We start from the raw sequence: 24,416 nt of genomic DNA on the forward strand, positions 1-24,416 counted from the left end.
GCCGTCACTCCTTAAGCGCGAACGCGTGACAGGACATCATCAAGCTCGCTGACGCTTTCACCGATCTGTTCGACAGCGCCTGCAAGTAAGTTAGCGGCTTTGGCCATTTCGACGTCCAGTTTGCCCAGCGTTTTATCCAGGCTGCGAGAAACGCCTTCGGAGAAGTCTTCAAAGCCTTTTCCGAGCACGTCACTGACATTTTCCACGAAGGTTTGCGCTTCACGGTTATAGCTCTGCAGGCGTTCACCGTGTTGCTTAAGATCGGCGATAAACTGGCTGCGGGTGGTTTGTTCAGACTGGGTATTTGCTGCAAGTAACTCCAGCATGGCAATAGATTTGCTGACGGCTTCCCGATTATTACGATAATCAGCCACCACAGAGTTGAGTTCGCTGGTGGCAAGCGAGAGTGATGAACCTGCTGATTGTGCTTTATTCAGGACGTCAGCCGCGAGGTGATTCGCTTCCGTCACCTTATCGCCTGCATGTTCAAAGCGCTCGGCGGCAACACGCATTTTATCTGCGCCGTTTTGCATATCCTGAATCTGTCGGTTGGTTTGTTCTGCAAGTTTATTAAGGGTTTCAGTCGTTCCCTGATGCTGGCTGGCAACAGTTTCAATCAGCTGTTTGATCTGATCGTCTACTTCACTCATCACTCGTTGCGTCTGTTCGTGCAAAGACTGCTGATTAGCTTGCTGGCTCGCGGATAGTTGTTGCTGGCCTTTATCAATCTGCCCAAACAGGCCACTTAACTGCTCGCCGAGCGCTTCCACAGAGGCGGCCATTTTTTCCATTGTGGCATTTTGGCCCTGCTGAACTGAATTCTGGATGGCTTCAATAAAAGTAGCCATATGTTCTGCCTGCGCTTTTTCACGTGCTTCGCTGTCGGCAAACATTTTTTCAAGTTGGCGGGCCATGCGTTCACCAGCACCTTCACCTTCAGCGCCAATTTTGGCAACGGAAGACTGTAAGCTGGTGAGCATGTCATTCATGCCTGCCTGCATGGCCTGCTGGCCAGATTTCATTTCAGACAGCAGTTGTTCAATTAATTGCGCGCTCCCCTGGCGAGAATCATCACTGACCTGACGCATATCCTGTAGCAGGACAGAGAAGCCGCTCTGCATTGTCTGGATCGCGCCGACGGTTTGTCCCATCATTTCATTGAGGTTATTAAATTGCTGACCAAACGTGGTGTCGAGCTTCGCCATAAACGCTGTTAACACATCCTGCAGCATATTTTGCACCATGCCGCTTTGATCGCCGCTGGCGGTCTGTACCGCGCCGGCAATTTTATCCAGCGGCGACTTCAGGCTATTTTCAATCGCGCCGCTCACCTGGTCGGCAAACTGTGAACCTGATTCGCGATAAGTGGCGCTTAACGTAGTGGCCAGGCGTTCATTTTCAACTTTTTGGCTCTCAGCAAGATGCAACAGCATATCGCGCAGATCGGTGACAAGGCTCTCTTTCAGATGGCGCGCCTGGGTCGCGCTTTCGTTACTGGACTTCACCAGTGAGGCGAGATACTCCTCACCCACGCCGCTAACGTAGAGCTTGTCGATAGCGGCAGTAAACTTTTCCAGGTATTTATAACACTTCGCCAGTGAGAACTTCTCAAGCCAGGTGATGAGGATCGAGGCTGCAATGGCGAACGCAGAACCAAGAAAGGCATATAAAACATCATGTAACAGACGGTCTACGCTGCTGGTGACCTGCTCCGGCGTGCTGGGGTCAAAGTGATTCAGCCCAATCATTAGCCCGTAGAAGGTACCGATGATCCCCACGCCAGTGAGAATACCGGGCAGATGTTTGAAGAATTCGGTGTTGAGTGGGATATCCACTAACTGCTGTTCTGAGAAGAAGCTGGCGCTGGGCGCGGTAGCGCGAATTTTAACCACTTTTTCTTCACTGCCGACCCGTTCATGCTGAAGGTGCAGGGATTCAGAAAATTCACTCCAGGCATGGCTTAGCTCAGGCTGCACAAACAAATTTTTCAAATACTGAAGCTGCTCTTCAGGCTCATTGTTTTCGATACTATTAATTGTTTGTGTATATTTTTTCAGGCGGTTAACAATTTTAACCGATCTGTAGAGATAAAAGAGAATGAAACAGAGAAATGCAAAACTGACGAGGCCGATAACGGTAGCTGGCACCATATAAGGTTGCACAGAAGTCAGCGCCAATAAAACAGAATTGAGCCAGGACATAATTTTCCCTGTTATATATTCAAGAATGACATGACAGAATAACTATCGGCACTATTTTGGTCGTCTTTAACCAAAACTCCGGCGCGGCTATTCATTTTTTAACATTCATCAAACTTTTCGTTTCGATGCTTAAGACAGACCTTAATGCTCAAAGGATAAGCATTGTATGAAAACGAAAGGGCTGAGTTTGTAAACGGAACGGAGGTTTAGTTTCCTATTATTTACCGCTCAATTGCAAATTTCTTTGTGCCGCGTCGTTTGTAATCGTGTTTCTTCCGGGTATCATTTTGCGAGATAGGTTCCAAAACCGAATGTGCGCCAGGGCAGATTTGCGCTAGCGCTGCGATCAATGCAAAGGATTTCCATGAACAACACTGAACAACAGTTCCTGAATGAGCTGGATAACAAATTCTGGAAGGCCGCCGACAAGCTGCGTGCCAATATGGATGCAGCCAACTACAAGCATGTCGTGCTGGGGCTGATCTTCCTGAAGTATGTCTCCGATGCTTTTGAAGCCCGTCAGCAGGAGCTGATCACGCTGTTCCGCGATGTTGGCAACCCGGACAACATCTACGCCATGTCGCGCGATGATTACGACTCCGACGAAGATTACGCACAGGCGATTGTTGATGAGTTGGAAGTCGAGGATTACTACACCGAAAAGAACATCTTCTGGGTCCCTAAAGCTGCTCGCTGGGACACGCTGAAAACGAAAGCGATTCTGCCGACCGGTACGGTGCTGTGAGTGGATGAAACCACCGGGCAAGATGTGAAGCTGCGCTCCGTCTCCTGGCTGGTGGACAACGCGCTGGATGAAATCGAAAAAACCAACCCGAAACTGAAAGGCATTCTGAACCGCATCAGCCAGTACCAGTTGGGCAACGAGGTACTGACCGGGCTGATTAACACCTTCTCTGACGCCAACTTCAGCAACCCGGAATATAACGGTGAGAAACTGAGCTTAAAGAGCAAAGATATTCTTGGCCACGTATACGAATATTTCCTCGGTCAGTTCGCGCTGGCGGAAGGTAAGCAGGGCGGCCAGTATTACACGCCAAAAAGTATCGTCACCCTGATTGTTGAAATGCTGCAACCGTATAACGGCCGCGTGTATGACCCGGCGATGGGTTCCGGCGGGTTCTTTGTTTCCAGCGACCGTTTTATCGAAGAGCACGCGAGCGAGAAGCAGTACAACGCCGCCGAGCAGAAGCGCAATATCTCCGTTTACGGCCAGGAGTCGAACCCGACCACCTGGAAGCTGGCGGCAATGAATATGGCGATCCGGGGTATCGACTTTAACTTCGGTAACAAAAACGCCGACACCCTGCTGGACGACCAGCACCCGGATCTGCGTGCCGACTTCGTGATGGCAAACCCGCCGTTCAACATGAAGGAGTGGTGGAACGCGAAGCTGGAAAACGACGTGCGCTGGAAATACGGCACGCCGCCGCAGGGCAACGCCAACTTTGCGTGGATGCAGCACATGATCCACCACCTCGCGCCAAAAGGTTCGATGGCGCTGCTGCTGGCGAACGGTTCGATGAGTTCCAACACCAACAATGAAGGCGAAATCCGCCGCAACCTGATCGAAGCTGATCTGGTGGAGTGCATGGTGGCGCTGCCGGGCCAGCTCTTTACCAACACCCAAATCCCGGCCTGTATCTGGTTCCTGACCAAAGACAAATCTGGTGGCAACGGCAAAGCACACCGTAAAGGTGAAGTGCTGTTTATTGATGCCCGACAGATTGGCTATATGAAAGACCGCGTGCTGCGAGACTTTACCCGTGAGGATATCGCCAGAATTGCCGATACCTTCCATGCTTGGCAGACGGATAAAGGCTATGAAGACGAAGCTGGATTCTGTTTCTCGGCAACGCTGGAAGATATCCAGAAAAACGACTTTGTGCTGACCCCTGGACGCTACGTTGGTGCCGCCGAGCAAGACGAAGACGATGAACCGTTTGCCGAGAAGATGGCACGACTGACCGCGCAACTGAAAGATCAATTGGAAGAGAGCGCGAAGCTGGAAGCGCAGATTAAGGCGAATCTGGGAGGGTTGGGTTATGAGTTTTGAATGTGATTTCATTGAGCTTGGTTCTATATGTGAAATTAAAAGCGGCAAACGGCTGCCTAAAGGTCATACATTAACAAGCAACCCGACACCGAATCCTTATATCAGGTTAGTTGATATAGACGCAGGTCGTATCTCTCGGGGGAGTGTTCAATTTATTGAAGAAAGCACTAAAGCTAAAATAAAAAAATATATTGTTGAGAAGGATGATGTGTGTTTGGCTATTGTCGGGCATACTATTGGAGTTGTCTTTTTTGTTGAAAAAGAATGGGATGGCTGTAATTTGACGGAAAATGCCGCAAGGCTTACAAATTTTGACAGCCGATTTAACCCTAAGTTTATATATTACTATCTAAATTCAGTTGAAGGACAACATGAAATTGTGTCTAGAAAGGTAGGCTCTGCTCAGGGTAAGCTACCACTGTACAATATTAATAAAATACCCATTCCCAACATTAAATTATTAGAACAAAATTTTATTGTGGCTATATTGGATAACCTAGATAAAAAAATAAGGTTAAATAAAATAACTAACCAAACTTTGGAGCAAATGGCGCAAGCCCTGTTCAAAAGCTGGTTTGTCGATTTTGAACCGGTAAAAGCCAAAATTGTAGTGCTGGAAGCGGGCGGTTCGCAGGCAGACGCGACGCTTGCCGCCATGACCGCCATTTCAGGGAAAGATGCGGATGCACTGGCGTTTTTTGGGCGTGAACATCCTGAGCAGTATGCCGAGTTAAAAGCCATGGCAGAACTTTTTCCGTCGGCGATGCAGGAGAGTGAGCTAGGGGAAATTCCGGTGGGATGGATGGTTAATTCAACCTCTGAACACTACAGTATTTCTATTGGTAAAACTCCACCAAGAAAAGAAGCTCAATGGTTCTCAATAAATAGTGAAGATTTAAAATGGGTTTCAATAAAGGATATGGGTATTGCTTCAACCTATATATCTGAAACAAGTGAAAGGTTAACCCATGAGGCTGTTAAAAAATTCAACATTAAAGTAATGCCTGCAAATACGGTATTCCTAAGCTTCAAACTGACTGTCGGAAGAGTTTGTATTACGACGGAAGAAATGTGCTCAAATGAGGCTATCGCCCATTTTACGCCTAAAGAAAATAAATACGAAAGCCATTGGTTGTATCATGCTCTCAAGTCCTTTGATTTTAATAAATTAGGGAGCACGTCATCTATTGCAACGGCTGTAAACTCAAAAACCATTAAAGAAATGAAACTTATTTTCCCGAATGTGATAATTGCAAAAAAATTCACAAAAAAAGTTTCATCTATAATGAAATTACAACAATTAAACTCAGAGGAAATAAATGGCTTAACCGAACTCCGAGACACCCTTCTCCCCAAACTTCTCTCGGGTGAAATTACCCTGCCGGAAGCAGAACAAATAATCAGCGAGGAAGCCTGATGCTAAGCGAAGACGATTTAGAACAGCAATGCCTGCAATGGTTTGCTGAACAGGACTGGGATGTGCTACACGGGCCAGATATCGCACCGGATGGCGATAACCCGCTACGTGCCTCATTTCATGATGTGTTTCTGCGCCCGGTGATGCTGGAACAGTTGCAAACCATTAATCCCCATCTCCCTGTTGCCGTGCTGGAAGAAGTGATACAGCGTATCGCCCATGCCCAAAGCCCGGATCTGGTCGTCAGCAATAAAGCCTTTCATCACCTGTTGCTCAATGGCGTGCCCGTTGAATATAAGCATGAAGATAAGGTGATTCACGACAACGCGCTGTTAATGGATTTCAACCATCCAGACAACAACCGCTTTATGGTAGTGAACCAGGTCGCCATTCAGGGAACAAAACAAGTGCGTCGCCCGGATGTCATTGGCTATATCAACGGTCTGCCAGTGGCGGTGATCGAACTAAAAAGCCCCATTGATGCTAACGTCGATATCTGGGCTGCGTTTAACCAGCTACAGACCTATAAAAACGAACTGAGCGACCTGTTTATTTGCAACGAAGCGCTTGTGGTGAGTGATGGTCAAAATGCGCGCATTGGCTCGCTGACCGCAGATGAAGAGCGTTTTCTGCCGTGGAAAACGGTGGCGAACGAAAACGACAAACCGCAGTTTGACTGGCAGCTTAAAACCGTCGTGCAGGGCTTCTTTAACCGTGAATTATTGCTCGATTACATCCGCTATTTTGTCCTGTTTGAGAACGACGGCAAACGGCTGATTAAGAAGATTGCCGCCTATCATCAGTTCCATGCAGTGCGTGAAGCGGTCGCGGCAACGATTGTGGCCTCGACCGGGAAACACCTGCCGCTGCACAGCAATGTTCAGCCCGGCAGTAAAAAAGCAGGCGTGGTCTGGCATACCCAGGGCTCCGGCAAAAGTATCTCCATGTGCTGCTATGCCGGGAAATTGTTGCAACAGGCGGAGATGAACAACCCGACGATTGTGGTGGTGACGGATCGTAACGATCTCGACGGGCAATTATACGCCACCTTCTGCCAGGCACAGGATTTACTGAAGCAGACGCCATTACAGGCCAACGATCGCGACGAACTGCGCGAGTTGCTTAATGCTCGTGAATCCGGCGATATCATCTTTACCACCGTGCAGAAGTTTGCGCCGCTGGATGGTGAGCAGAGTCATCCGGCGCTCAACCAACGCAGCAATATCGTGGTGATTTCTGATGAAGCGCACCGTAGCCAGTATGGCCTGAGTGCCACGCTGGACAGACAAACTGGTGTCTATAAATACGGCTACGCCAAACATATGCGCGATGCGCTGCCGAATGCATCGTTTATGGGCTTTACCGGTACGCCAATTGCCTCGGAAGATAAAGATACCCGTGCCGTGTTCGGTGATTATGTCTCTATCTACGACATTCAGGATGCGGTCGATGACGGCGCGACCGTGCCGATCTACTACGAATCCCGGCTGGCAAAACTCGACCTGAACCATGAGGAGCTGGAAACGCTCTCGGACCAGGTAGATGAGCTGGTGGAAGATGAAGAGACAGGCCAGCAGGAGAAAACCAAAGGTGACTGGAGCCGTCTGGAAAAGCTGGTCGGTTCAGAGCCTCGTATTCAGCAGGTCGCCGCCGATCTGGTTCAGCATTTTGAAACGCGCAATACCGCCATGAACGGTAAAGCGATGATTGTCGCCATGAGCCGCGAGATCTGCGTGAAACTGTACGATGCCATCGTGGCAATACGCCCTGAATGGCACAGTGAAGACGTTGAACAAGGGGCGATCAAAGTCATCATGACCGGATCGGCGTCAGATAAAGACCATCTTCAATCGCATATCTACAACAAACAGACCAAAAAACGCCTGGAAGCCCGCTTTAAAGATCTGAACGATCCGCTGAAATTGGTGATTGTGCGGGATATGTGGCTGACCGGGTTTGATGCCCCATGCTGCCACACCATGTATATCGACAAACCGATGCGCGGCCATAACCTGATGCAGGCGATTGCGCGTGTTAACCGCGTGTTCCGCGATAAGCCCGGCGGACTAGTGGTGGACTATATCGGCATTGCGAATGAGCTCAAGCAGGCGCTGAAAACCTACACTGATTCAAAAGGAAAGGGGCAGACTACGGTCGATGCCCGGGAAGCCTTTGCTATTTTGCTGGAAAAAATAGATGTCATTCACGGCATGTTCGCGCCCTTTGCAGGCAAACCTGGCTTTGATTACGCTGGATTCTCCCGTGACCCGTTGGCTTTTTTACGTGACGCCGTGAACTATCTCCTCGGCCTTGATGATGGCAAAAAACGTTACCTCGATGTCTCGCTGGCGATGAGCAAAGCCTGGTCACTATGTAACACGCTGGATGAGGCCGAACCTTTGCAGGAAGAGTTCGCGTTTCTTTCGGCGATCCGGGTGGGGCTTATCAAACTCGATCCGAAGGCCAAATTTAGTCAGTCAGAAAAAAATTCGCTGCTGAGTAAAATTCTTGATAATGCGGTCGTCGCGACCGGCGTTGAAGATGTGTTTGCTTTGGCTGGATTGGATAAGCCGAACATAGGTTTGCTGTCGGATGAGTTCCTGGAAGAAGTAAGGGAGATGCCGCAGCGCAACCTCGCGGTTGAGTTGCTGGAAAAACTGCTCAATGACGGGATTCATGCACGTTCCGGTAATAACGTAGTGCAGCAGAAGAAATATTCTGACCGCCTGAAAGCCGTACTGCTCAAATACAATAACCGGGCGATTGAAACCGCACAGGTGATTGAAGAGCTGATCCAGATGGCGAAGGCGTTCCAGGAAGCAATGGCGCGTGATGATGCGCTGGGCTTAAATCCGGATGAAATCGCCTTCTACGATGCGCTGGCGGAAAACGAAAGCGCAGTACGTGAGCTGGGCGATGAAACGCTCAGAAAACTCGCCATTGAAGTGACGCGACAGTTGCGGAAATCAACGACCGTAGACTGGCAAATACGTGAAAGCGTGCGTGCGCGGTTACGTATTTTAGTGCGCCAGACGCTGCGTAAATACAAATATCCACCGGACAAAACGGCGGGTGCGGTAGAGCTGATTTTGAAGCAGGCGGAAGTAGTGTCGAACAGCTGGACGGTGTAGCGCCTTTACTCATCACCTTGGTTAAGAGGGCAACATTTTGCCCTCTGCTGATGCTGAAAAAGTAAAGGTAATAAGGGACAAATACATGATACGCAGAGTGTGATGGCAATATATGGCGTTTCGTTTTTTCAATTTTGCTGATTTAATTTCTATATTTGTGGCTTTCCATAAAGAATGAATACATTAATTCCACACTTGCAAAGTGAACATACCCTCAGCACGCATCCGCTTTACGATTTGTGGGGAGTCTGGCGTCGCCGTTCAAACACACTATTGCTCTCGCCAGGTCAACTGACATTTAAATACCAAGGGGCAAATGTGCAACTGCCCATTGGCGATATTAAAAGCATTAAAATCAATCATAAATGGCTTTATGCTGAGCTTGTCATTGGTGTTGAAAACAAAGCATACCGGTTAAATGGTTTCAGTTTGAAGCAACTGGAAATGATTATCCAAAAAATTCAACGTACAGCCCTGGATATTTTTCAGCACAGTAATGAGTGGCAGGCACTCATGAGCATAGTTAAGCGATATGAAAAAGGGGAACATTATTTTTCTTCGTGGGAATGGCGCTCCCTATCACAGTTAGTTTTGGTAAAGCAAAGCCTGCATGACCTTAATATCAATGCAGACTTTATTGCGCATGAAGGCAATAATCCCATAGCGCAACTGGCACTAAAACTGTCTTTAGAAGATGTTTCAGAATCGGGCAGAAATCATTTCAATGAACAAGTTATTCCTCGTCTGTTAACAACTTATCAAACCTTTTTTGAACATATCGAATCACAACCGCTTAGCGTTGCTCAGCGTAAAGCCTGTGTTACCAATGAAGATCATACGCTGGTCGTTGCAGGTGCCGGAACGGGGAAAACATCAACGTTAATTGGCAAAGCTGGGTACTTATTGCAGGCCGGTCTGGCTAAGCCTGAAAATATACTGATGCTGGCTTTTGGTAATAAAGCAGCGCGGGAAATGGCTGAACGTATTACTAAGCGATTGCCAGAGAGTGGCGATAAGCTTAAGGCAACAACGTTTCATGCTTTTGGGAATCGTATTGTTGCTGAAAGCGTTGGCGTAAAACGTTCTCTGACACGTTTTGCTGAGCAAGGGGATGAATTACGGCAATTTATAGAAAAAAAATTAGAATCGGCAATCAACGCCAACGATAACTACAAAACGCAATTAGTTAAATACTTTGTTTGCTATAGCACGCCAGGACGTTGCGAATATGATTTTAATGCTATCGAAGAGTATCACGAATTTCTACAAAGCTGTCGCCTCATTACCCTGACGGGAGACTGGGTTAAAAGTGTAGGAGAGTTGAGGATTGCTAATTATTTATATTTGTATTCTGTCCCATACAAATATGAAGCAAATTATGAGTTCAATACCGCAACGATTGAGCGGCGGCAATATAAACCTGATTTTTTCTTACCGCATAGCAAAACCTACATTGAATATTTGGGTGTGGATCGGAAAATGAACACAGCCCCCTTTGTTAATCAGGCTGCATATCTTGAGGGAGTAGCCTGGAAGCGGAAGTTGCATCTACAACATAACACCCGGCTGGAAGAGTTATATAGCTATCAGCTAACCGAAGGAACGCTTGAAAATAATATACTCGATATACTTACTCGGGTGGGTGAGCCTCAACAGTTACGTGATACCGATACGCTTCTGGATGAACTTAAAAAGTCCAGTTCATCACCATGGCAAGGATTTATCGACCTTATGCTTCGCTTTCTTAGTCTTTTTAAGGAGGGGCAATTTTCCTTCTCAGATCTTTTGACATCACCGCAACGTATCGATATGGGACGCACGCAGGCCTTTATCGCTTTATTTAAACCCATCTTTGATGCTTATGAAGCTTATCTTAAGGAGCAACAAGAGATGGATTTTAGCGATATGATTGCAGAAGCGACAAACGTGCTTGAAGAAGGAAAGTTTCACCATCGCTATGAGTATGTTCTGGTTGATGAATTTCAGGATCTGTCAGGTGGGCGAGGTAAGTTGTTAAAAGCATTACTGGCAACTCGAGATAATATGCGGCTATTTGCGGTAGGGGATGACTGGCAGGCGATTTACCGTTTTAATGGTTCCGATCTGCGTTTTTTTACCCGTTTCGATCATCAGTTTTTGCCGGCAAAAATGTTACCCCTAGATAAAAGTTATCGTTTTAACAATCGTATACATGAGCTCAGCTCCACTTTTATTACCCGTAATCCAGCACAGTTGAAGAAAGATATTACCACACACGTGCAAGTGGAACATGCGGCAGTGCAACTGCTTGATATTCAGGAGAAAACACCAAGTATTAACCTTGCCGATCGCAACCAAAGAAAAGCAGAGGCTTACCGTCAGCATATTAAGAGAGCGCTTGCTCGTTGTCATAGCCGGGAGTTAAGACTTAACAGCACCCGCCGGGCACCTGTAATGCTTATTGGTCGCTATCGTCTGGAAAATATGCGAGAGCTGAAGGATATCGATATTAAAGTACTAAGGACGGAATTTCCGCTATTAGATATTCACTATCAGACAGCGCATGCCAGTAAAGGTCTGGAAGCTAATTACGTGCTCCTCCTTGGCCTCGAAAAAGGGAATTTCCCTTCTGCAAAAGAGAATGATGAGCTGATAGATCTCCTTCTCCCGGAGCAAGAACCCTATTTATTTGCCGAAGAGCGTCGGTTGTTTTATGTTGCCATTACTCGTGCCCGGCATTATGTATTTATGATCTTTGATAGCCAAAATACCTCAGCTTTTGTTGAAGAAATCGCAAGCATGGGCCGGCAACTCATCACGAAAAGTGATGCACTTGAAATCGGTCAGTGGCGCTGTCCTGATTGTCAGTCAGGCTGGCTAACGAGCAAAGTGACACATCATGACAGAAAGTTCTATGTCTGCTCGCATTCTCCTGCCTGCGATTGTATAGCCGGTGCCTGCAAACAATGCAGTTCTCCTATGGTAATGATTAATGGCATACAAAGGATATGTTTGAATCCAGAGTGTCAGGAGACAGAAATTGTCTGCCGCCGTTGTGGACTGGGCACCATGGTGGAACGTAAGAACAAAGATGGCAGCATTTTTTATGGCTGTAATCGCTATCGTCGTAATGAAGGTGACTGCTGCTATGAAAACATTACCAGTGAAGAGTACGAGCGGAGAGTAAATGCCGCAAGACAATGTAAAGCAATCATACAGCAGAAATGATGATGTCGAAATTTGCGTAGGTGCGCAAAGCACAGGCATATCTGCACAATTTCCTTATTAAAGCCTGTAAACTGCGGCGTTCCAGTATCCTTTTCCGGGGCGGGTTTGTAAGTATCGTGGACTGGATAGCCCTGAAGATCTTACTGGTTTATACGAAAAAATCATTTATGGAAGAAAGCGGTAATGAACCGGAAAATGCTTCTGTCATCTGCGCCTTATTACCTCTTTCAGCCTGCGTTACGCTTGCACCCAGACAAGCTGCCACGGTGACGATGATGAATAATGGTGTTTGTATTCGCGTGCCAGCGCAAAGTGGCGAAAGACTGGACTGGCTGGAGATCATGCGAAGCGACCAGCCCTCCAGCGCTATCCTGCATTACGATGTAACGCATCCGGTATGGGTATTCCCAATGCAATGTTTGCCAACAAGTGACTTTCGTTTTGTCGCAGGGAAATCCTACGCGGTGCTGGTAACAACAGTTGTGAATGAAAAAGAAGCCCGTCAGTACGAGGCCCGCTTTGAAACAGGGAAGGGGGCACGGTAAACGCTTTCTGCCTTGCCACCTAATTAAAGCCCCTCGGTGTTGCCCGCTACCTATAGCGCAGCGCTTCAACCACTCTCATCAACGCAGAAGATAACTGAGCGCGGTTGTCATAAACGAGATGCAGGCCCGGAAGCGTTATCCACCACCCTTTTAGCACTGGCTGAAGGGCGCCGCTGGCAAGATAGGGTCGAGCGCTATCTTCAGGAAGGTAAGCCAGACCCGCGCCCGCCAGCGCGGCATTTACCACGGGATCGATACAATTAAATTCCCACGGCCCGTTCACATGTACCAGCACCGTTTCGTCTTTATTGCGAAGCTCCCAGATATGCGCTTTATTCTGCGGCGCAATGCGCAGAAGAATACATTCGTGTTGCGTCAGGTCTGAAGGGGCCAGCGGGGCAGGGCGCGTTGCAAGGTAAGCCGGGGCGGCGACCATCGCCATTTTTATATCCGGCGCAATGCGAACCGCTGCCAGGTTTCTGGCCACGTTCACGCCGAAACGGATCGCTGCATCATAATGTTCACCGACAGGTTCAGGCTCAACGGTAATCTCAAGCCGGATGTCGGGAGATGCCGAGCGCAGTTCAGCAAGCTTCGGCCACAGCAGCGCCTTCATCGCGTAATCCGGCGTAGAAAGATGGACGGTGCCGCCTGTATCCCCACGTTCATTAAAGGCGGCCAGCTCATCATCAATCATCCTTAAGCGGGGCGCGACGCGCTGAATTAAGCGCTGTCCCGCTTCCGTGGGAGAGACGCTGCGGGTGGTGCGTGTTAACAGGCGGATGCCGAGGCGCGTTTCAAGCGTGCGAATAGTGTGGCTCAGCGCTGGTTGCGAAACGCCAAGCTTTGCTGCGGCCCGCGTAAAGCTTCGCTCCTGCGCCACCGTCAGAAAGGCGCTGATATCCCGGTAAACTGTGCCAGCCATAATATCCTCAATACGTAGTCAGTTTTCATCGCGGTAGCGCAGGGCTTCCACCAGTAAGGTCATCGCCCGCGAAGGATAGCGCCGGTTCGGATAATAAAGATGCAGCCCAGGCCAGACGGGGCACCATTCCTCCAGCACGGAAACGAGCCGCCCGTCGTCGAGATAAGGACGCACCATATCTTGCGGTAAGTAGGCGAACCCAAACCCCGCCTTTGCCGCCTCCAGGATGTCGTAAGCGTTATTAAAGGTAACCGAGCCGTCCACGCGGGCGTTGACGGTGCGTTTGCCTTTCACGAACTCCCATTCATAAAGGCCTTCGTACGTTGAGGTGCGTAAATTAATACAAGGGTGCCCGGTCAGGTCGTCCGGCGTTTTCGGCGCTTTACGACCTGCTAACCAGGCCGCGGAGCAGACCACCGTATTACGGATATCCGGCCCAATCCGCACCGAGATCATGTCCTGCGCCAGCTCCTGGCCAAAGCGCACGCCGGCATCGTAGCCACGCGCCACAATATCCACGCTCTGATACTCGTTATTCAGCTCGACTTTAATATCCGGGTAGCGCGGCAGAAAGGCGGCGAGCTTCGGCCACAGCACGCTTCGGATGGCGTAATCAATCGCCGTGATGCGGATAGTGCCGGTAGGTTCGTCGCGCAACTCGCTTAACGCCTGAATCTCCGCGTCGATCTCAGCAAACTCCGGCGCAACGCGCTCCAGCAAACGCTGCCCCGCCTCCGTCAGCGTCACGCCGCGCGTGCTGCGCTGTAAAAGGCGGGCGCCGAGCTTCGCTTCCAGATCGCGAACTGTGTAGCTGAGCGCTGGCTGCGAAACCCTTAAGCGGGCCGCCGCGCGGGTAAAACTTCCCTCCTGCGCCACAGCGATAAAAGCGAACAGCGCACTGTAGTCGTCACGTATCAATGGAAAGCCTCCTGTTTCTCTTCTGTCGCTCAGCGTACCACCTGGGATTCATAAAATGTACTTATAGCGGCATGTGAATTTAGCAGTCTGGTGATTGCTGAGTGCAGGATTTACATTACGCATCACGTTGTGAACGTCCCGTCAGACCTGGCCCGGCACTGGCTTCATCCCACTAGTCATTTCATTATGAGGGTACAAATATGTCTCTTTTCAGAAACGTATTGCTGTCGGCTACGTTCGTGTTATCGCAGTCCGCTTTTGCCGACGCCACTGCGCCTGCCACCGTGGCGCAAGGAGTTAACGTGGTCGGCTCTGAGAAAGTCACGTTTAACAATCAGGGCATCAAAATGGCCGGGAATCTCTATTTTCCCGCTCACTACGACGCCGCTAAAAAATATCCCGCTATTGTTGTTTCGCATCCGTGGGGCGGCGTGAAAGAGCAAACCTCCGGGCTTTATGCGCAGCAGCTCGCACAGCGTGGCTTTATTACGCTTGCTTACGACGCCTCGCATTACGGCGAGAGCGGCGGCGAACCGCGGGATCTCGAGAACCCGGCGGACCGCGTACAGGATATTCGCAGTGCCGTCAGCTACCTGAGCAGCCTCCCGCAGGTGGATGCCGCCCGTATCGGCACGCTGGGGATCTGCGCCGGCGGCGGTTACACCCTTCATGAAGCGCAAACCGACCTGCGCGTGAAGGCGGTGGCGAGCGTGGTTGCTTATGACATCGGCGACGCCACCCGCACCGGCATTCAGGGCTCGCCGGTCTCATCGGATGATCGCCAGAACCTGTTAGAAAGCGTGGATGAACAGCTGAATAAAGAAGCCGCAGGCGCGCCATTGCTAACGCAGCAGTTACTGCCTTCGCGCGATCAGTTGAATGCCGACACGCCGAATTTCGTTCGCGAAGCCACGGATTATTACCTGACGCCGCGCGGCGCGCATCCGAATGCCAAAAACCGCTACGTGGTGACAAGCCCCGGTCTGCATATGGCGTATTACCCGCTCGATCATATGGCGCTGATTGCCCCGCGCCCGGTGTTGCTGATTGCCGGTGAGAAAGCCGAAACGCGGAAGTTTAGCGAGCAGGCCTGGCAAAACGCGCAACAGCCAAAAGAACTCATGGTGATCCCCGGCGCGTCGCATTTTGACCTTTACGACAAGCCGCAATACGTGAAACCGGCAGTCGAGAAGTTAGCCAGCTTCTATGGGCTTCACTTATAAGCCTCTCCTTAACGTCTTCGTCATAAATAGCGCGTTAACGCTATTTGAAAATTAACGAACAGAGGATAACGACGATGAAATTTAATTTTGAAAATCAGGTTGCCCTTATTACTGGCGGAGCTTCAGGCATGGGCCTCGCTACCGCTAAAGCCTTTGCCGAAGCCGGAGCCGCCGTCGCGCTGGCGGATGTTAACGGCGAAGCCGTAAAGGCGCAGGCCGACGCGCTGGTGGCCGCAGGCCATAAAGCCATCGGTATTCGCTGTGATGTATCGGATATGGCGCAGGTGGAGGCGATGGTGAATGAAACGGTTGCCACCTTCGGCAGGCTGGATTTCGCCTTTAACAATGCGGGCGTGCAAAGCCCGGTGGCGGAAACCGCCGACGCCACGCCGGAAGATTACGACTTCGTGATGGGTGTAAACCTGCGCGGCATCTGGAACTGCATGAAGTTCGAGCTTTTGCAGATGCGCAGGCAGGGCAGCGGCGCCATTGTCAACAACTCTTCGCTGGGCGGGCTGGTGGGAATTGCCGAACGCGGCATCTACCACGCTTCCAAGCATGGCGTGGTGGGGCTGACCAAAAGCGCCGGGCTTGAATATGCCCCGAAGGGCATCCGTATTAACGCCGTCTGCCCTGGCATTATTGAAACGCCAATGGTCGCGGGGATGCTGGAAAGCCAGCCGGAAGCGATGGCCGAGCTAATGAAAGAGGTGCCAATGGCGCGTTTAGGCCGTGCGCAAGAGATTGCCGACGCAGTGCTGTGGTTGTGCAGCCCCGGTTCAAGCTTTATCGTGGGCCACGCCCTGCCGGTAGACGGCGGTTACACGGTGCGTTAATGCTGAAGACAAAGCCATAAAAAGCCCCCGTCACGGGGCTTTTTTATGGCTTCAGGTTGCGTCATGTGAAGAGTGAGGCACGTTGTCGGCATCCCGGCGCGCTGGCGTGACGGTTTGGCGGCGCGATCCCGGAAAATTTACCGCTGCGGGCCGCACCCGGCCGCCGTGCTTAACCTGGCGATAAATTACGTTCTCAGGCGCAAAACTGCCTGCGGTGAATTTCATGCTAACTCGAATTAGTTTATGATTATGCGATAGTGTTCCCTATGGAAAGTGAGGTTATGGCCAAAACCGTTGAGCAAGTCGCCAGGGCGCTGGATATCTCGGTTACCACCGTGCGCCTGGTTCTGGGCGGCAAAGCGGAGCAGTACCGTATCAGCGCGAAAACGCAGCAGCGTATAAACGATTACATCGCTGAGAATGGTCTGGTCGTTAACCATATCGCCCGCAGCCTGAAGCTGAATAAAACCGAAACGTTAGGGCTGGTTATTCCGCGCTTATCGAACCTGTTTTTTTCCACCCTGGCGGAAAAGCTGGAATCCTGCTGCCGTCAGGCCGGGTATCAACTGATGATCGCCTGCACCTACAGCGACAGCGTGCATGAAAATAGCCTTGTGGAAGGGCTGCTGGCGCGCAATGTCGATGGGATGTTTGTGGTGCCCTCCACGCGGGAAACGCAACTGCATCATCAGAAAGTGGCGCGCAAACGCCCGCTGGTGATCCTCGACCGCGATTTTGGCGAAAGCGAGACGTCGCTGGTGGTCAGCGACAACTACAACGGCAGTAAAAAGCTGGTGCAGGCCATGACCCTGGCGCTGGACGTATCGCCCATTTTTTTTATCGCCGGCGATATTCAGCAGCCTTCCATTCAGCGGCGTTTGCAGGGGTATCTTAGCGAGCTGCCCGCCGGTAAAGACTGGGTGCTTTCCGCCAGCCATAACCGTCAGCAAGAGGGTAAACAACTGATGCTGGATTTCCTGAAGCAGCACCGGGAGCCGCCGCGAGCGTTCATCGCCTCGTCATTGCCCATACTGGAGGGGACGCTGAGCGCGCTGCGGGAAACCTACGGTTTTATCCCGTCTGATATCTCTATCGGCACCTTCGATGAACATCAAATGCTGGGGTTCCTGCCTAACGCGGTCTGGTCGATGCGTCAGGATGAAGATGCCTGGGCGCAGCATGCGTTTCATCTGATGCAGCAAAAGCTACAGGGTGAAAATACCGATGTGAAAATTACGGTGCCGATGACGCTTATTCATCGGCCGCTGTCGGTGGAACAGCGCAAAGGTTAAGCGGGCGACCGTACAGCAACGCCGGTCGCCCGGAGCCTGCTCAGATAAGCCATTTCACGAAGCGCTCCGCCAGCGCGGCGTCCTGCTCCGGCGGCAGGCCGCTGATCCCCACGCCCGCTATCGCCCTGCCTTGCGCCACAACAGGCGCGCCGCCGGGCATCGCCAGCAGGCGAGGATCGTGAAATATCTCAAGCTTCAGCGTTCCCGCGGCAACCTCCTGTGCAAGCTGCGCCGTAGCGCGCCGAAAACGCAACGCGCTCCAGGCTTTTCGCTGCGCCAGCTGGCGGGGCAGAGCGGGGCAACCGGCATGGGCGCCGAAGGCGATCAGCTCGCCGTCGTCGCCCACCACCGCAATCGCCAGCCCGGCGCTTTGCGGGTCTGCTTCCGTCTCCTGTAAAAAGCGCGCCAGATACAGGCAGACCATGCTGTCGTTGAGCCGTGGCGGCGAGCAGAGCACATTACCGGGCATCGGCAATATACCCCCGTAAGCGCACATACAGCGCGTCCAGCTCTTCCCGCTGCGTCGCGGTAAGCGCCACAAACGGCTCGCGGGTTGGCCCGGTATCCACCACCTCTTTCCCTGCCAGATATTTCGCGGACTGAAACACGCCGCGGGCCACCAGGTGCTCCACGACCTCGTTAATCTGCTGTTGCAGGCGCTGCGCTTTGGCCATATCGCCCTGTTGAAACGCGCCGCGCAGGGCGAGAAACAGCTCCGGTTGCAGGTTTACCGTGGTGCCAACGGTGGCGGTCGCCCCGGCGGCAAGGCTTGAGAGAAAGATCTCGTCAAACCCATTAAAGAACACCTTTTCAGGATAACGGGCGATCATGCGCTCCAGCGAATAGAGGTTATGGGAAGTGTGCTTAACCCCCAGCACCTGCTCATCGCCAAGCAGCGCGTCGGCGGTCAGGCTGTCCAGCTCGACGCCGGTAAACTGCGGAATGTTATAGAGAATAACCGGAATGGAAATCGCCTCCAGCACCCGGCGGTAGTAGGCGATAATCTCTTCACGGCTATATTTATAGTAATAAGGCGGCACCAGCGATACCGCGCTGGCTCCGCTCTGTTCGGCGCTTTTCGCCAGCTCTACGGCATCGCGGGTGCGCGGCGTGCCAACGTGAGCGATCACCGGCACCTTGCCCGCCGCGGCGTTCACCAGCGTCGCCAGCACCTGCTTGCGCTCTTCAAAGCGCAACAATGGCCCCTCGCCAGAGGAGCCGCAGCAGTAAAAGCCTTCCACGCCGCGCGCGAGCTGGGCGTGGGCGAGGGTCTCCAGCGCCGCGTAATTAACCGATTCATCCGCATGCATCGGCGTAACCACCGCCGAAATAATGCCGCGAAACGCCTGCCATTTTTCGCTTACCATGCCGTCCAGCCCCCATCCACCGTCACGTTGGAGCCGGTCATATAGACAGACGCGTCGGAGAGCAGAAACACCACCGCGCCGTTATATTCATGCGGTTGCGCCATGCGGCCAATGGGAATGCGGTTGGTATAGTTTTTCTGAAAACGCGGATCCTGGTCGCTGCGCGCCACGCCGGAGAGCGTCAGCGTGTTAACGCGAATGCCGTCGCGGCCCCAGTAAGTCGCGCAGTAGCGGGTGAAGTTATAGAGCCCGGATTTCGCCGCCGAGTAGGCTACCGGCTTAACAAACGGAATGCCGGTGTCCTCTTTTTTATAGCTGTAGATATCCTGCACCGGCGAGACCACGCCATAGATTGAACCGACGTTAATAATCGACCCGCCTTTTCCCGCCTGGCGCATCCGCTTGCCCACCTGCTGGGTCATCAGGAAGGTGCCGACCAGGTTCACCTCCACCACCTCGCGAAAAACCTCTTCCGGGAAATCCTCAAACGGGCCGGAGACTTCCGGCGGCGCGCTCGGCTGGGTATCAACGCCTGCGTTGTTCACCAGCCCGTCCGGCACGCCCCATTTGGCTTCAATCTGATCCAGTACCTGATTGATGCTGGCCTTGTCAGTAATGTTGACCCTGGCGCACAGCAGACGATCGGAATCTTTAATCGCCCCCAGCACCCGGTCAACGCGCGCCGCGTCAACGTGGGTCGCCAGCGCCGCCACTTTCGCGCCGCGCTCGTGCAGGGTTTTTACGTACTGCGCGCCCAGTTGCCCGAGGCCGCCGGTAACAATGATGACCTTGTCTTTAACCGAGAATAAGCTGTCTTCCATTTTCATACCCTCATTAATACCGCGTTAGATTTTGTGTGTGGCGAGGTAGTCACGATCGAGAATAATGCCGTGGCCGGGACGGTCGCTCGGCGTGTAGTAGCCGTCCTTCTCAACCCCCGCTTCGGCGATGATGCGCAGATCCTTCCAGCGACCGCCATCGGTCATTTCGGCGTATGAGATATTGGGCACGGTTGCCAGCAAGCTGGCGCTCAGTTCCATGACAAAGTGCGGCGTCATTGGCAAATTATGGGCGCGGGCGACGGCGGCGATATCCAGATAGCCCGTAATGCCGCCCACCCGGCCCAGATCCGCCTGAACATAGTCGGCGCAGCCGCTCTCGATATACTGCGTAAACTGATTGAGGTTATAGACATTTTCGCCAAGCGCGACAGGCGTGGTGGTACGCTCGCGCAGCTTCAGGTGGCCGGTAATGTCGTCGGAAGGCAGCGGCTCTTCGATCCACAACAGGTTCAGCGGTTCAAACAGCTTGAAAGCCCGTAACGCCTGCGGGAAGTTCCAGCCCTGGTTGGCGTCCACCGCCAGCGGGAAGCCCGGCACCGCCTCCTGAATTTTGCGCAGCCGCTCCACGTCCTCTTCCAGCGTCGGTTTGCCGACCTTTACTTTGGCCGCAAGATAACCGGTGCTTTTCCAGCGTTTCACCTGGTCTATCACCTCTTCAATGGAGAGATGCAGGTTAATGCCGCTGCCATACAGCGGCACGCGGTCGCGCACTTTGCCAATAATGTCGACAATCGGCGCGTTAAGGGTTTTGCCGAGCAGATCCCAGTAGGCGATATCCAGCGCGGCAAGCGCATGGGTGGTGACCCCCGCGCCGCCGACATCGTGAATGTATTTATACGAACGGTGCCACAGGCCGCGCGGCGACAGCGGCTGGCCGATAACGTCCGGGATGATTTCGGCAATCAGCGCCGAGATGGTTTTGCCGCACCAGCCGGAGGTGTGGCTAAAGCCGGTGCCGACGTGGCCGTTAGAGCCGTAAACGTCGACAATCGCCACTTCAATATCGGTGACGTGGTGGATTTGATCGCCCCATGGGCCTTCCGGCAGCGGAACGCGGGCGGTCATCAGTTCAATATTTTCAATGACGGGCATTTTGGTGCTGTTCATTATGGTGTCCTTCTCTTTCGCCTGGCCGCCCCACGCGGCGCAGGCACGGGAAATGTCAGTTTTTGGGCGGCGCCGCCGGGGATTGATGCCCCTGCAAGGCCATCTCCGGGTTTTCCGCCGGCGCCTGATCGTGTTCATCGCCTACCGCGTGGCCGAACACTTCCGGCAACAGGAAAATCGAGGCGAGAAAGGCACAGAACGGCGCGATAGCGATGATCAGCGAGGCGACAGGAACGCCGAGCTTTTCAAACAGCGGCGGAAAGACCAGCGTGGTGATGAACGCGGTCACTTTCACAATGGTGTAGCCGATGCCGGAAGCGACGCCGCGATAGCGGGGCTTCGCCACCAGCGAAATGACCGTCATGCCGCTTTCAGAGTCCCAGTAGTGGCCCCACAGCATCAGCGCCGCGCCAAGGGTAATAAACCCGAAGCTGCTGGAGTAAACGCCCCAGGACGAAATGGAAATGCCGATAGTCACCAGCAGGAAGCCATATTTACTTAACCCTTTATGACCAAGCTTCGGCAGCAGCAGCGGGCCGACGAACGCCGACAGCGCGGCGATGCAGTTCACCGCCAGCAGGGCGAGGTTGTTCTGGATCTGCCCCGAGATGCCGATGGTGACGAGGATAAGCGGCAGGTAGAACGAAAAAGCATAGTTTTCAAAAGATTGCACCGCGCAGGAAAACCAGCCGAACAGGGTTGTGCGGCGGGTAAACGGACGGCGGAAGAGGTCGTGCAGGGTCTCTTTCAGCGTCGGGTCGGCAATGTGGACGTTCTCATTGGGTAAAATGTCGTCGAGCAGTTTGCCTTCCTGTTCGCCGTAGTACTCGCGGGAAGCCTGTTTCGCTTCAATAAAGCGACCGCGTTCAACAAACCAGGCGGGGGTTTCCGGCAGTTCGCGGCGCATAAACAGCAGCAGACAGGCGGGAATAGCGGGCACCGCCAGCACAATACGCCAGATCATGTCCGGATCGACATTCAGCGCCACCAGGCTTGTCACCAGCAGGATCGCGGCGATGATCCCCAGCGCAAACATAAACTGCCAGCGGTTGGCCATCACTTCGCGTTTGCCTTTCGGCATCACTTCCATGATGTAGGTAAACCCGTTGGCGACGTCGGCGCCTACCGGGATCCCGGCAAGACAGCGAATAATCGCCAGCCAGTACATATCCGGCGCCAGCCCCTGCAACACGGCGAAAATCGCAAACAAAATCATCGACCAGAGGAAGATTTTGCGGCGGCCTAGTTTATCCGTCAGCCAGCCGCCGAGCAGGGCGCCGATCACCGCGCCAAGCTGGGTGCCTGCGGCGGTAAAACCGAGCAGCCAGGCGCTCGGCTCATAAATATCTTTCAGGGCGAACAGGATAAAAGCCATGGAATAGATATCCCACGACTCAATTAACAACGCGGTTATCATCAGCCAGCCCGCTTTGGTGCAGCCGGGGGCCTCCTGCGCGTCGAGCCGTTTTTTGGCTTTCTGAACAATAAATTCAATATGTTGCTGCTGATACATAAAATCCTCTCTTGCTCAGGCGGCAGGGGAGCAGGCCCCTGCGCGCCCGGGCAGATATGCGTTGACCCGCGCCTTCATGGTTAAGGCGTTGGATTAACCGGATGTTTGTCAGGATCGCTAACAACGTACAAATGACATAAGCGAGTGAGTGTTACTGCACGAGCTGCGAGGCGCTCCCGGCGAGATAAACCCGCATGTTCTGCGTCAGCGCCTGGGCGACAAACGCAGTCAGCACCTGCGCAAGCTGCGCCTCGTCGACATACGCCAGGCTCAGGTGATTGCTCTGGTGTCCCGCCATTAAGTCGTCGCGGGTCACGCCGTCGAGCACGGCGTTCAGCAGCGGCCACTCATAGTTGGTGGCTTTGCGGCGGCGCTCAAACTCCGCTTCCGGCAGTTCAACCGCCGTACCGGTGCCGACATGCAGGATCACCTGCGTGCCTTCATAGTGGGCGCGGGCCCAGATAAAGCGTCCGGCTTTGCCCTGGCCTGCGATAGTGGAACCGCCGTAAGGGAAAAACATCGGCGGCTGGCGGTAGCCGGTCGCGCCCGCAATGCCGCCTTTCAGATGGGCGAACGGCACCGCGCCGGAAATCTCCAGATCCCAGTAAAAGGTGCCGTTGTAGTCGCTGCCCCAGCGGATGTCATGCAGGGTGGTTTCACTCGCCATGCCCAGCGCGTTCAGCAGTCTGGCGAGCATGACCTGGGGGATGGCGCTGCCCATGTCCACTTCGTTAATGCAGGTAATGGGCGCATCGGGACAAATTATCTCGCCCTGTTCGTCCGGGATAGGAAAGCGCTCGGCGTTGCCAATCGCCCCTTCGGCGAAATCGGACGCGGCGCAGCTCTCTTTCAGCCCTTGCTGATACTGCACGCCCACCGCCGACAGCCCGAAGCGCTTCACGAAACGCGCCATGGCGATCATCATCGCGCACTGCTCCAGCACCTGTTCGCGGGTGAGCTCCCGCGCGCCGTCGTGACCGAAGTTAAAGCGCATGCCCCGGCTTTCATACCAGTCGAGACAGGCTTCGCGCAGCGGCTGCGGCACCTTATTCATCTCCACCAGCAGCGCCGACTGCGACAGCGATTCCACCGGCATGCCGACATCAATCATCGCCTTCTGCGGAAAAACGCCGTTGATCATCCCCATGCAGAAAGTGTCGAACAGCCCGACGATCGCTTTATGTTTGAGGATCGACCGGCCTACTTTCATGCCGATCTGCCCGGCAGGGGTTGCCAGCAGCGGCGCGCTGGCCGCCACCGGATGCAGATAACCGAGCTTGTGGCTGAGGTGGCCGTCGCGCAGCCAGGTCTCCAGGCCACGCATAAACGTCTCGTCATCAAACGTTTCCGACCACAGGCGGGAGTAGCTGCGCTCAAGGCTGGTAAGGCTGCCCGCCATACAGAGCATGCCCACAAGCCCAGGCCAGGTGCCGTCGAAGTTGGCGAGCAGCAAAATCGGCCCGCGATGGTGCGCCAGCGACGGCGCGATATGGTGGGAGTACTGCCAGGCGGTGAGCAGCACAATCACCGGCGCGTCCGGGTCGATGCGCGCGAACAGACGGCTTCCTTCTTGCTGGCTGCTGATAAAACCGTGGCCGCGGCTTTCACTTACCGGGTGAGCGCGGCGCAGGCGATAGCCCAGTTTTTCCAGCGCCGCTTCAAGCCGCTGTTCAAACAGTTTTTGCGTCGGCCAGCAGGTGACGTTAGCCGGTTCGCGTAAGTCCGCATTCGTCACCATAAGCACTTCGCCCGCTTGCGGCGTGATGAGCGCGTCTTCCTCAGGTAGGGTCAAATTCAACATCGGTATGGCTCCTGTAG

The 24,416-nt window shown here is 53.0% G+C and carries 16 protein-coding genes and 1 pseudogene; 8 read left to right on the forward strand and 9 right to left on the reverse strand.

The features are described from left to right. Nucleotides 1-11: 11 nt before the first annotated feature. On the reverse strand, nucleotides 12-2,201 hold the full coding sequence (zorA1, locus tag DW56_RS17590) for a type I Zorya anti-phage system protein ZorA1 (protein WP_024553886.1): 2,190 nt from the start codon (nucleotides 2,199-2,201) through the stop codon (nucleotides 12-14). A 364-nt stretch (nucleotides 2,202-2,565) separates the two neighbouring features. Between zorA1 and DW56_RS17595 the strand changes: the two are divergent. The 5 genes and pseudogenes from DW56_RS17595 (at nucleotide 2,566) to DW56_RS22945 (ending at nucleotide 12,575) form a co-directional block, all read left to right on the forward strand. Further along, nucleotides 2,566-4,275: pseudogene (locus DW56_RS17595) on the forward strand (class I SAM-dependent DNA methyltransferase). Further along, on the forward strand, nucleotides 4,265-5,692 hold the full coding sequence (locus DW56_RS17600; protein ID WP_024553885.1) for a restriction endonuclease subunit S: 1,428 nt from the start codon (nucleotides 4,265-4,267) through the stop codon (nucleotides 5,690-5,692). Before DW56_RS17595 ends, DW56_RS17600 begins: the two are co-directional and overlap by 11 nt. After that, nucleotides 5,692-8,823 (forward strand): type I restriction endonuclease subunit R, encoded by a 3,132-nt coding sequence (locus DW56_RS17605; protein WP_024553884.1) that lies wholly within the window; start codon nucleotides 5,692-5,694, stop codon nucleotides 8,821-8,823. Before DW56_RS17600 ends, DW56_RS17605 begins: the two co-directional genes overlap by 1 nt. Before the next feature lie 174 nt (nucleotides 8,824-8,997). Continuing rightward, the gene (locus tag DW56_RS17610; protein ID WP_024553883.1) at nucleotides 8,998-12,030 is read left to right on the forward strand and encodes a UvrD-helicase domain-containing protein; all 3,033 of its coding nucleotides are present in this window, start codon (nucleotides 8,998-9,000) and stop codon (nucleotides 12,028-12,030) included. 116 nt (nucleotides 12,031-12,146) lie between these two features. Beyond that, nucleotides 12,147-12,575 carry a putative T6SS immunity periplasmic lipoprotein gene (locus DW56_RS22945; RefSeq protein WP_234409217.1) on the forward strand — a complete coding sequence of 143 codons (429 nt, stop codon included), beginning with the start codon at nucleotides 12,147-12,149 and terminating at the stop codon, nucleotides 12,573-12,575. A 46-nt stretch (nucleotides 12,576-12,621) separates the two neighbouring features. On the opposite strand, the gene DW56_RS17620 is transcribed toward DW56_RS22945, so the two are convergent. Together DW56_RS17620 and DW56_RS17625 are read right to left on the reverse strand one after the other, a co-directional pair. Next, a complete protein-coding gene (locus DW56_RS17620) occupies nucleotides 12,622-13,500 on the reverse strand; it encodes a LysR family transcriptional regulator (protein ID WP_024553881.1) in 879 nt (292 codons plus the stop codon). 18 nt (nucleotides 13,501-13,518) lie between these two features. Continuing rightward, a complete protein-coding gene (locus DW56_RS17625; protein WP_024553880.1) occupies nucleotides 13,519-14,418 on the reverse strand; it encodes a LysR family transcriptional regulator in 900 nt (299 codons plus the stop codon). A gap of 200 nt (nucleotides 14,419-14,618) precedes the next feature. On the opposite strand from DW56_RS17625, the gene DW56_RS17630 reads away from it, so the two are divergent. From DW56_RS17630 to DW56_RS17640, 3 genes are all read left to right on the forward strand, one after another. Further along, nucleotides 14,619-15,641: an alpha/beta hydrolase gene (locus DW56_RS17630; RefSeq protein ID WP_024553879.1), complete on the forward strand. Its 1,023-nt coding sequence runs from the start codon at nucleotides 14,619-14,621 to the stop codon at nucleotides 15,639-15,641. Between the two features lie 74 nt (nucleotides 15,642-15,715). Next, a complete protein-coding gene (locus DW56_RS17635; protein WP_024553878.1) occupies nucleotides 15,716-16,477 on the forward strand; it encodes a glucose 1-dehydrogenase in 762 nt (253 codons plus the stop codon). A 281-nt stretch (nucleotides 16,478-16,758) separates the two neighbouring features. Next, nucleotides 16,759-17,769, forward strand: a complete 1,011-nt coding sequence (locus DW56_RS17640; RefSeq protein WP_024553877.1) for a LacI family DNA-binding transcriptional regulator — start codon at nucleotides 16,759-16,761, stop codon at nucleotides 17,767-17,769. A gap of 40 nt (nucleotides 17,770-17,809) precedes the next feature. Here the strand turns inward: DW56_RS17640 and DW56_RS17645 are convergent, their stop codons facing one another. The 6 genes from DW56_RS17645 to DW56_RS17670 form a co-directional block, all read right to left on the reverse strand. After that, the gene (locus tag DW56_RS17645) at nucleotides 17,810-18,238 is read right to left on the reverse strand and encodes a GlcG/HbpS family heme-binding protein (RefSeq protein ID WP_024553876.1); all 429 of its coding nucleotides are present in this window, start codon (nucleotides 18,236-18,238) and stop codon (nucleotides 17,810-17,812) included. Beyond that, nucleotides 18,228-19,136, reverse strand: coding sequence for a dihydrodipicolinate synthase family protein (locus DW56_RS17650; RefSeq protein WP_024553875.1), 909 nt, complete (start codon nucleotides 19,134-19,136; stop codon nucleotides 18,228-18,230). The genes DW56_RS17645 and DW56_RS17650 overlap by 11 nt, the downstream gene beginning before the upstream one ends. Then, entirely contained in the window at nucleotides 19,130-19,957 is an 828-nt protein-coding gene (locus DW56_RS17655; protein WP_024553874.1) for an SDR family oxidoreductase, read from the reverse strand. The genes DW56_RS17650 and DW56_RS17655 overlap by 7 nt, the downstream gene beginning before the upstream one ends. A 24-nt stretch (nucleotides 19,958-19,981) precedes the next feature. After that, nucleotides 19,982-21,085 carry a mandelate racemase/muconate lactonizing enzyme family protein gene (locus DW56_RS17660; RefSeq protein ID WP_024553873.1) on the reverse strand — a complete coding sequence of 368 codons (1,104 nt, stop codon included), beginning with the start codon at nucleotides 21,083-21,085 and terminating at the stop codon, nucleotides 19,982-19,984. A 55-nt stretch (nucleotides 21,086-21,140) separates the two neighbouring features. Next, on the reverse strand, nucleotides 21,141-22,598 hold the full coding sequence (locus DW56_RS17665) for an MFS transporter (RefSeq protein WP_024553872.1): 1,458 nt from the start codon (nucleotides 22,596-22,598) through the stop codon (nucleotides 21,141-21,143). A 151-nt stretch (nucleotides 22,599-22,749) separates the two neighbouring features. Continuing rightward, nucleotides 22,750-24,399 carry a signal transduction protein gene (locus tag DW56_RS17670; RefSeq protein WP_024562093.1) on the reverse strand — a complete coding sequence of 550 codons (1,650 nt, stop codon included), beginning with the start codon at nucleotides 24,397-24,399 and terminating at the stop codon, nucleotides 22,750-22,752. Nucleotides 24,400-24,416: the final 17 nt, after the last annotated feature.

Source organism: Franconibacter helveticus LMG 23732, from assembly GCF_000463115.2.
Classification (GTDB): Bacteria; Pseudomonadota; Gammaproteobacteria; order Enterobacterales; family Enterobacteriaceae; genus Franconibacter; species Franconibacter helveticus.